This is a genomic window from Streptomyces sp. NPDC002690 (genome assembly GCF_053592415.1).
The window spans coordinates 44,558-51,959 of the sequence record NZ_JBSFVR010000015.1; the positions used below are offsets into that span (position 1 = coordinate 44,558).

7 protein-coding genes are annotated in these 7,402 nt (G+C 73.4%); 2 read left to right on the forward strand and 5 right to left on the reverse strand.

Annotated elements, in window-relative coordinates; all coding sequences use genetic code 11:
• Positions 1-371: 371 nt before the first annotated feature.
• Positions 372-1,004, forward strand: coding sequence for a TetR/AcrR family transcriptional regulator (locus ACWD3D_RS04110; RefSeq protein WP_451459360.1), 633 nt, complete (start codon positions 372-374; stop codon positions 1,002-1,004).
• A gap of 44 nt (positions 1,005-1,048) precedes the next feature.
• On the opposite strand, the gene ACWD3D_RS04115 is transcribed toward ACWD3D_RS04110, so the two are convergent.
• The 5 genes from ACWD3D_RS04115 to ACWD3D_RS04135 form a co-directional block, all read right to left on the reverse strand.
• A complete protein-coding gene (locus tag ACWD3D_RS04115) occupies positions 1,049-1,630 on the reverse strand; it encodes a GNAT family N-acetyltransferase (RefSeq protein ID WP_451459361.1) in 582 nt (193 codons plus the stop codon).
• Between the two features lie 100 nt (positions 1,631-1,730).
• Positions 1,731-2,558: an HAD family hydrolase gene (locus ACWD3D_RS04120; protein ID WP_451459362.1), complete on the reverse strand. Its 828-nt coding sequence runs from the start codon at positions 2,556-2,558 to the stop codon at positions 1,731-1,733.
• A 469-nt stretch (positions 2,559-3,027) separates the two neighbouring features.
• On the reverse strand, positions 3,028-4,623 hold the full coding sequence (locus tag ACWD3D_RS04125; protein WP_451459363.1) for an FAD-dependent monooxygenase: 1,596 nt from the start codon (positions 4,621-4,623) through the stop codon (positions 3,028-3,030).
• Between the two features lie 70 nt (positions 4,624-4,693).
• Positions 4,694-5,698 (reverse strand): EamA family transporter RarD, encoded by a 1,005-nt coding sequence (gene rarD, locus ACWD3D_RS04130; protein ID WP_451459364.1) that lies wholly within the window; start codon positions 5,696-5,698, stop codon positions 4,694-4,696.
• 174 nt (positions 5,699-5,872) lie between these two features.
• Positions 5,873-6,733, reverse strand: a complete 861-nt coding sequence (locus ACWD3D_RS04135; protein WP_451459365.1) for an SDR family oxidoreductase — start codon at positions 6,731-6,733, stop codon at positions 5,873-5,875.
• A 138-nt stretch (positions 6,734-6,871) separates the two neighbouring features.
• Here ACWD3D_RS04135 and ACWD3D_RS04140 point away from each other — a divergent pair, with 138 nt between their 5' ends.
• Positions 6,872-7,279, forward strand: coding sequence for a winged helix-turn-helix transcriptional regulator (locus ACWD3D_RS04140; RefSeq protein WP_451459366.1), 408 nt, complete (start codon positions 6,872-6,874; stop codon positions 7,277-7,279).
• Positions 7,280-7,402: the final 123 nt, after the last annotated feature.

Consider the following 7,402-nt stretch of genomic DNA (forward strand, 5'->3'; position numbering starts at 1 on the left):
GGTGCGTGCGATCGCAAGGCGGAGGGTCGCCCCGATACTGGATGTATCGGGGTGATCCCGACAACGCGGCGAGCGTGCGTGCCAGACGCCGCCGGACAGGCGGGACTTGCGACACACGCCCTAGTGGTAACCAGCGTCGGTGATCCTTCGTCGGGACCGGGCTGGAACAGGGGATCGGGGTGATCGGCTCCGGGCCGTCCGTACCGTCGGCCGGCCGAGCCGTCCCCCGATCGGCTCGTCGCGGCACGAACGGCACGAACGGTGCGAACAGCGGAGTCGACACGGTACGTTCCGTTTCCGCCTCGCTCATGTTCGACTTTTGGCGACGACCTGTCAACAAGGAGTGGTGAGAGGCGCCCTATGCTCACGGAATGAGCGCATTGCCGAGTTCTGTGCGACGCAGCGAACGGTCCCGACGCGCGATCCTGGAGGCGGCCCTGGAGCTCTGCACGGAGCGGGGCTACGGGCGCATGACGGTGGAGGCCATCGCCGCCCGTGCCGGTGTCAGCAAGAAGACGATCTACCGGTGGTGGCCGGCGAAGAGCGGCATACTGATGGAGATCTTCACCGATGTCCTGTCCGACGCCGCCCCGTTCGCCGACACGGGGGACATCGAGGCCGACCTCCGCGTCCACATCGGACTGGCGGTACGGCTCCTCGGCTCGCCCCCGTACGGGCCCGCGTACGCGGGCATACTCTCCGAGCTCCATCACGACGCCGACCTCGCGCGGGAGCTCGCTGAGCGGGTCGTCGACCCGCGGGTCGAACTGGCGGTCACCCTGCTGGCCCGCGCCCAGGAGCGGGGCCAGATCCGGGCGGACGCCGATCCGCGGCTCATGGTCGAGCTGCTCTACGGCCCGGTCTACTACCGCCACGTCCTGCGCAAGCCGCCCCAGGACGAGGCGGCGATCGCCGCGCTGGTCGCCGTGGTGCTGCGGGGGCCGGGCGCGGTGGCGGCCGGGGAGCCGCGCGCGGAGGCCGAGGCGGGGGCGGGCCTCGGCTGAGGGGCGGATGCCGGGCCACGCCCGAAGGCGGTGGCGGAGGAGCCTCAGTCCTGCCGGATACGTCCGTGCAGATGCATGTCGTGGAGACCGTCGAGGTGCCGGCCGGCCGCCCTGCGGATTCCCTCCGCCACGAACCCGGCCTTCGACGCGACCCGGCAGGAGGCCGGGTTGGCGGTGGAGTGGCTGAGTTCCAGTCGGTCGAACCCGGCCGTGGTGAACGCCCACTCCGTGCATCCGGTCACCGCCCGGGTGCAGACCCCGCGCCCCCGGGCGGCCGGGGTCGTCCAGTAGGCCACTTCGGCGCAGCCGTACTCCAGGTCCCAGTCGCGCAGCGAGAGCCGGCCCAGCAGCCGTCCGTCCTGCGCGTCCGCCACCGCCCAGTGTCCCGCGGTCTCCCGTTCCCAGTCCTCGCGCCACTGCTCGATCCACCCCCGGGCCTCGTCCACGCAGTCGGCGCGGCGCAGGTGCCAGCGCTGGATCTCCGGGTCCTCGAACGCGGTCCGCACGGCTTCGGCGTCGGTGAGCAGCCATGGGCGCAGCTCCACCCCACCGCCGAGCCGGAGGGTCGGCTGGGTGGTGGCGGAGAGGGCGCCCGCGGCGATCGAGGGAGGGACGAGTGAGGGCATGGGCGCGATGGTACGGACCGGCCGGCCGGGCCCGTACGGAGTTTTCCGCGGGCCCGCGCCCGGAGGGAGCCCGCCGAAGTCCCGCAGGCCCGTGGGACGTTCAGCCGAAGAGGCGTTCCAGCACCACCGCTATGCCGTCCTCGGTGTGCGGCAGGGTGACCTCGTCGGCGGCGGCCTTCAGCTCCGGATGGGCGTTGCCCATCGCCACCCCGTGCCCCACCAGCCCGAACATCGGCAGGTCGTTCGGCATGTCGCCGAAGGCGATGGCGTCCGCCGGGTCCAGGCCGAGGAGTTCCGCCGCCACCGCGAGCCCGGTGCCCTTGTGCACGCCGTAGGGGGCGAGCTCGACCGTGCCGGGGCCGGCCATGGTGACCGTCGCCAGATCGCCGACGGCGGCCCGGCCGAGAGCGGCGAGTTCGTCGTCGGTCAGCTCCGGGTGGCGCACCATCACTTTGATGACGGGCTCGGCCCAGAGGTCGTCGCGGCGGCCGACCCGCTGGGCGGGGAGCGTCGGGTGCGGCATCCGGTAGCCGGGCTCGATGAGGGTCAGCCCCGCCGGGCCGTCCTGGTCGACGGCGGCGAAGACCGGGCCGGCCTCGGCCTCGATCTTGCCCAGTGCCATGTCGGCAAGCTCCCGGTCGAGCGGCACCGAGCGGAGCATCCGGGCCGACTCGGCGTCGTACACCTGGGTGCCCTGCCCGCAGACGACCGGGCCCCGGTAGTCCAGCTCCGCCAGGAGGGTGCGTATCCCCGGGACCGCCCGGCCGGTGACGATCATGTGCCGGGCGCCGGCCGAGGCCGCGCGCCGGAGGGCGGCGTGCGTGCGGGGGCTCACGGAGTCGTCCGGCAGCAGCAGGGTGCCGTCCAGGTCCGTGGCGACGAGGGTGTGCGCGACCCGGGTGTGCGCGGGCGCGGGTGACGAATGCATGGTTCCAGCGTAGGGAGATCGGCTTTTCGCCGGACGGCCCTGACCTGGGGCGACGGTCAGGTTCCTGTCGCTGCGGGGAGGCGGACAGGCGGCCGGGCGGCGGAAAGCGGTGATCTCGGATGAATGGCCCCGGTACGCGCCGTGGGGGAAGCGCGTACCGGAGCGGACCGGAGTCCCCGCCTCCTGTGCGCGGTGCCGGTCGGACGCGTGTACGAGACGCGGGCAAGGCCCGAAGGGGCGCGTGTCCGGGAGGGGTACCGCACGCGCGCCGCGGGGGGAGGCGGTGCGCCGGTGGGGGCCGGGGCCGAGGGGGAGGATGCGGCGGAACCGCCGAGGAGGGGGGTGCCCTTGGTCTGCCCGGGACAGGACGGGGGCGAACCGGTGGGGGACCGCTGAAACGATCCTTCGACGCCCGTTCGGCCCAGCGGCACCGGCAGTCGCCGTCCCGTGCGCCGGCCCCCGGCTCCCGTCACCCCCGGGGTGTGACCGCCTCCGCGCCTCCGCAGAGCAGCGCCAGGTACTCCCGCACCCGGGCCGGGTCCGCCGCCGGGGCGACGAGTCCGACGTGGTGGTCCGGGCGCACCACCACGACGGTGCCGTCCGCGCCGGGCTCGTACGCGGCGCGGGCCAGCCCCTCGTGGTCGATCACCCCGGCCCGGGCGCCCGGCGCCTCGTGGGGGGCGTGGGCCTCCTCGGCGCCGTACACCCGGTGGACGCGGACGGCGTCGCCGTACGTCCGCACCGCCTCGCGGAGGCTCTCCTCGCTCTCCGGGCCGAAGCCGAGGAGGGTCGGGTGCGGTTCGGCGAAGAGGTGGTGCAGCCGGACCGGCGCACCGGTCGCCACCGAGCGGCACGGGGCGTCGGGCGCCCGGTCCCCGGCCCGGGGCCCCGACTCCGGGGCTCCGGCGGCGAGCGAACTCCACCGGTAGCCGGTCGACAGCCCGCTCGCCTCCGGGGCGGTCGCCGAGTCCAGCCCGCCGCCGGGGCGGCGGATGGCGGCCATCGTCTCCGCGAGCCGCTCGGAGGTGAAGTCCAGGGTCCAGGCGGCGACGGGCAGCCGCTCCTCCTCGTAGGTGTCGAGCAGGGCCGGGGCGGCGAGGCCGGTCAGGACGTGGGCGAGCTTCCAGCCGAGGTTGAAGGCGTCCTGGATGCCGGTGTTCATGCCCATCCCGCCCGCGATCGAGTGGACGTGCGCCGCGTCCCCGGCGAGCAGCACCCGGCCGTCCCGGAAACGGTCGGCCATCCGGACGTTGACGCGGTACGTGGAGAGCAGGGTCGCGCGGCGGAGCACCTCGCCGGGGAGTCCGGTGTGCCGGGTGAGGAGACGGCGGAAGCCCTCCTCGGTCGGCGGCTGCGGCACCCCCGCCGCGTCCCGCTCGGGCCCCGCCTGGAACCACCAGCCCGCCCGGGTGCCCGGGATCGGGCAGAGCATCACGGCGCCGGTGGCGTCGAACCACTGGTGCCAGATGCCTCGGTGGAGCGCGTCCTCGTCGACTTCGACGTCACCGCAGACCATCACCTGGTCGGTCTGCGTCTCGCCGGTGAACGGGATGCCGAGCAGCTTGCGCACCGGGCTGTGCGCCCCGTCGCAGCCCACCACGTACCGGGCGGTGACCGTCCCGCCGTCGGCGAGAGTCGCGGTCACGCCCGTGGCGTGCTGGTCGAGACCGGTCAGCTCGGTACCCGGCTCGACCTGGACGCCGTCCTTCGCCAGCCGGTCGCGGAGGATCTCCTCCAGCCGCCACTGGGCGATCAGCCGCGGCCAGTCGAAGGCGGAGGCGGGGGCCGGGGCCGGGTCGGCGTACGGATCGAAGTCGGCGACCGGGAGATGGTCGCGGTACTTGCGCATGGGCAGCGGCAGCGACCCGGAGGCCAGCACCTCGTCGGCCACCCCGAGGCTCGCCAGGACCTCCAGCGACCGCAGGTTCGGCCCCTTCGCCCGTGAGCTGCGCGGATGGTCGGCGGACTTGTCGATGATCCGTACGCCGACGCCCCGGCGCGCGAGGTCGCACGCCAGGGTCAGGCCGGTGGGGCCGGCGCCCACGATCAGTACGTCGGTGGTCATGGCTGCTCCTCGGATGCGGGGGTGGGGCACCCAAGGGAAACGCAACCGAGGTAAAAACGCAACCGGGTAACTAATTTTCGGACGGGGTCCCGGTGGGAGCGGTGATGCCCGTACCGGTCGCGGCGGCCGACGGCGCCGTCGCCCCGGCCGCCGCGACCGTGGCCGCGAGCCGGAGCGCCTCCGCCCGGCCGCGTCGCGCCGTACGCAGCGCGTCCCAGGTCAGCAGCGTCAGCGCCACCCACACCAGTGCGAATCCGGCCCAGCGTTCCGGCGGCATCTCCTCGTGGAAGTACGCCACCCCCAGCGCGAACTGGAAGACGGGCGCGAGGTACTGCAGGAGGCCCAGGGTCGACAGCGGTACCCGGATCGCCGCCGCTCCGAAGGCGATCAGCGGGACCGCCGTCACCAGGCCGGTCGACGCGAGCAGCAGTCCGTGTCCGGCGCCCCCGCCGGAGGTGAAGGTGGTCTCGCCGCGCGCGCCGAGCCAGATGAGGAAGCCGAGGGCCGGCAGGAAGAGGACCGCGGTCTCGGCGGCCAACGACTCCAGGCCGCCCATGTTGACCTTCTTCTTCGCCAGGCCGTACGTCGCGAAGGAGAAGGCCAGCACCAGGGAGATCCACGGCGGGTGGCCGTATCCGACGGCGAGGACCAGCACGGCGGCGAATCCGGTCGCCACCGCGATCCACTGGGCGGGCCGCAGGCGTTCGCCGAGGAGCAGCACGCCCATGGCTATGGTGACCAGCGGGTTGATGAAGTAGCCGAGGGACGCCTCGACCACGTGATCGCTGTTGACGGCCCAGATGTACAGGCCCCAGTTGACCGTGATCACCGCCGCGGCGGCGGTGATCAGGGCGAGCTTGCGCGGCCGGCGGACCAGCACGCCGATCCACGCCCAACGCTTCAGTACGAGCAGGACGACGCCGACCACGGCCAGCGACCACACCATCCGGTGGGCCAAGATCTCGGCGGCGCCCGACGGCTTCAGCAGCGGCCAGAAGAGCGGGACGAGGCCCCACATCCCATAGGCGCCGATTCCGTAGAGCAGCCCTGCCCGCTGCTCGTCCTTCCCCTCCACGGGGCCTCCTTCACGCAGGTGCCGGCGCGGTCGCCGACGCCATGAAGGTAGCTCCGGAAGAGGGCCCGCGTCATTGCCGTATCGCGGCGACGGTCATGACGCGAGCGCCTTCCGGACGTGCGCGGCCCGTGCGCGGCCCGCGTGCGCCTCGTGGGTGACCCGTGCGCGGGGCGGTCAGGCGGCGGCGACGGCCTCGGCGACCGTCACGGAGACCGGCGTGGTGGGGCGGCCGATGAGCCGGGCCAGGTCGCCGCTGGTGCCGGCGAGCAGACCGCGCCCGATCGCCTCGTCCACGTCGACCAGGATCTCGGCGAAGCCCGCGGGCAGTCCGGCGCCGACCAGGATCTCCTGGTGCACGGCGGCGGGCACCTCCTGGTACGCGATCTCCCGGCCGGTCGCCCGGGAGATCTCGGCCGCGTACTCCGCCAGCGACCAGGCGGTGTCGCCGCTCAGCTCGTACGCGGTGTTCAGGTGGCCCTCGCCGGTCAGCACGGCGGCAGCGGCGGCGGCGAAGTCGGCCCGGGTCGCCAGGGCGATGCGGCCCTCGCCCGCGTTGCCCACCACGGCGCCGTGCGCCAGCACCGGCGCCAGGTTGGCGGTGTAGTTCTCCGTGTACCAGCCGTTGCGCAGGAAGGTGTACGGCAGACCGGAGTCCAGGATCAGCCGCTCGGTCGCCTTGTGCTCCTCGGCCAGCAGGAAATCGGCCGCCGGACCGCCCAGCACGCCCGTGTACGCCAGCTGCGCCACGCCCGCCTCCTTCGCCGCGTCGATCACCGCGGTGTGCTGCGCCACGCGCTTGCCGACCTCGCTGCCGGAGATCAGCAGAACCCGGTCGCCGGGGTGGAAGACCGCCTTGAGCGTCTCGGGCCGGTCGTAGTCGGCGACCCGCAGCTCGACACCGAGCGCGGCGAGCGGGGCTGCCTTCGCCTCGTCGCGTACGACCGCGGCGATCCGGTCGGCCGGGACGGTGGCGAGCAGCTGCTCGACGACCAGGCGTCCGAGCTGTCCGGTGGCTCCGGTGACGACGATGCTCATGGGGTGGTTCTCCTTCGTGTAGCACTGCCCCGAACGGGTTGATGGGGCCTGTTGGGGTGTTTTGCTGTTGTTTACTCCACTCACCCTAGGGGGTGTACTTACTCTGGGGAAGTACCCACTTTGAAGTAAGGTGGTCGCATGACGGTACGTACGGAGACCCCTGGACAGCTCGTGGCGGCGGCGGCGCGCGAGGCGGACGTGAACCGTGCGATGTGCCCGTCCCGGATCGTGCTGGAACACGTCACCAGCCGCTGGGGCGTGCTGGTGCTGGCGGCCCTGCTGGAGCGCCCGTACCGCTTCAGCGAACTGCGCCGCACCATCGAGAACGTCAGCGAGAAGATGCTGTCCCAGACCCTGCGCACGCTGGAACGCGACGGCTTCGTGCACCGGGACGCGCAGCCGGTGATCCCGCCCCGGGTGGACTACTCCCTCACCCCGCTCGGCCAGGAGGCCGCCCGGCGCGTGTGGGAGCTGGCCCGCTGGTCCGAGCACCAGGTGGACGCGGTCGAGGCCGCGCGGGCGGAGTACGACGCACGCGGGGCGTGACCGGCACGGGAATCTCCCCCGGCCCGGGAAGCAGAGCCCGGGTCCCGCCGCCTCATGACGGGCGACCGCTGCCGGAGCGGCAGGATGATCTCCTCGTACGCGAACTCGCCGAGCATCTTCGCG

Excerpts from the sequence above, each read along its gene's own strand:
- ACWD3D_RS04125 (WP_451459363.1), bottom strand. The coding sequence starts at position 4,623 with ATGACCACCGACGTACTGATCGTGGGCGCCGGCCCCACCGGCCTGACC.
- ACWD3D_RS04120 (WP_451459362.1), bottom strand. The coding sequence starts at position 2,558 with ATGCATTCGTCACCCGCGCCCGCGCACACCCGGGTCGCGCACACCCTC.
- ACWD3D_RS04135 (WP_451459365.1), bottom strand. The coding sequence starts at position 6,733 with ATGAGCATCGTCGTCACCGGAGCCACCGGACAGCTCGGACGCCTGGTC.
- ACWD3D_RS04110 (WP_451459360.1), top strand. The coding sequence starts at position 372 with ATGAGCGCATTGCCGAGTTCTGTGCGACGCAGCGAACGGTCCCGACGC.
- ACWD3D_RS04115 (WP_451459361.1), bottom strand. The coding sequence starts at position 1,630 with ATGCCCTCACTCGTCCCTCCCTCGATCGCCGCGGGCGCCCTCTCCGCC.
- ACWD3D_RS04140 (WP_451459366.1), top strand. The coding sequence starts at position 6,872 with ATGACGGTACGTACGGAGACCCCTGGACAGCTCGTGGCGGCGGCGGCG.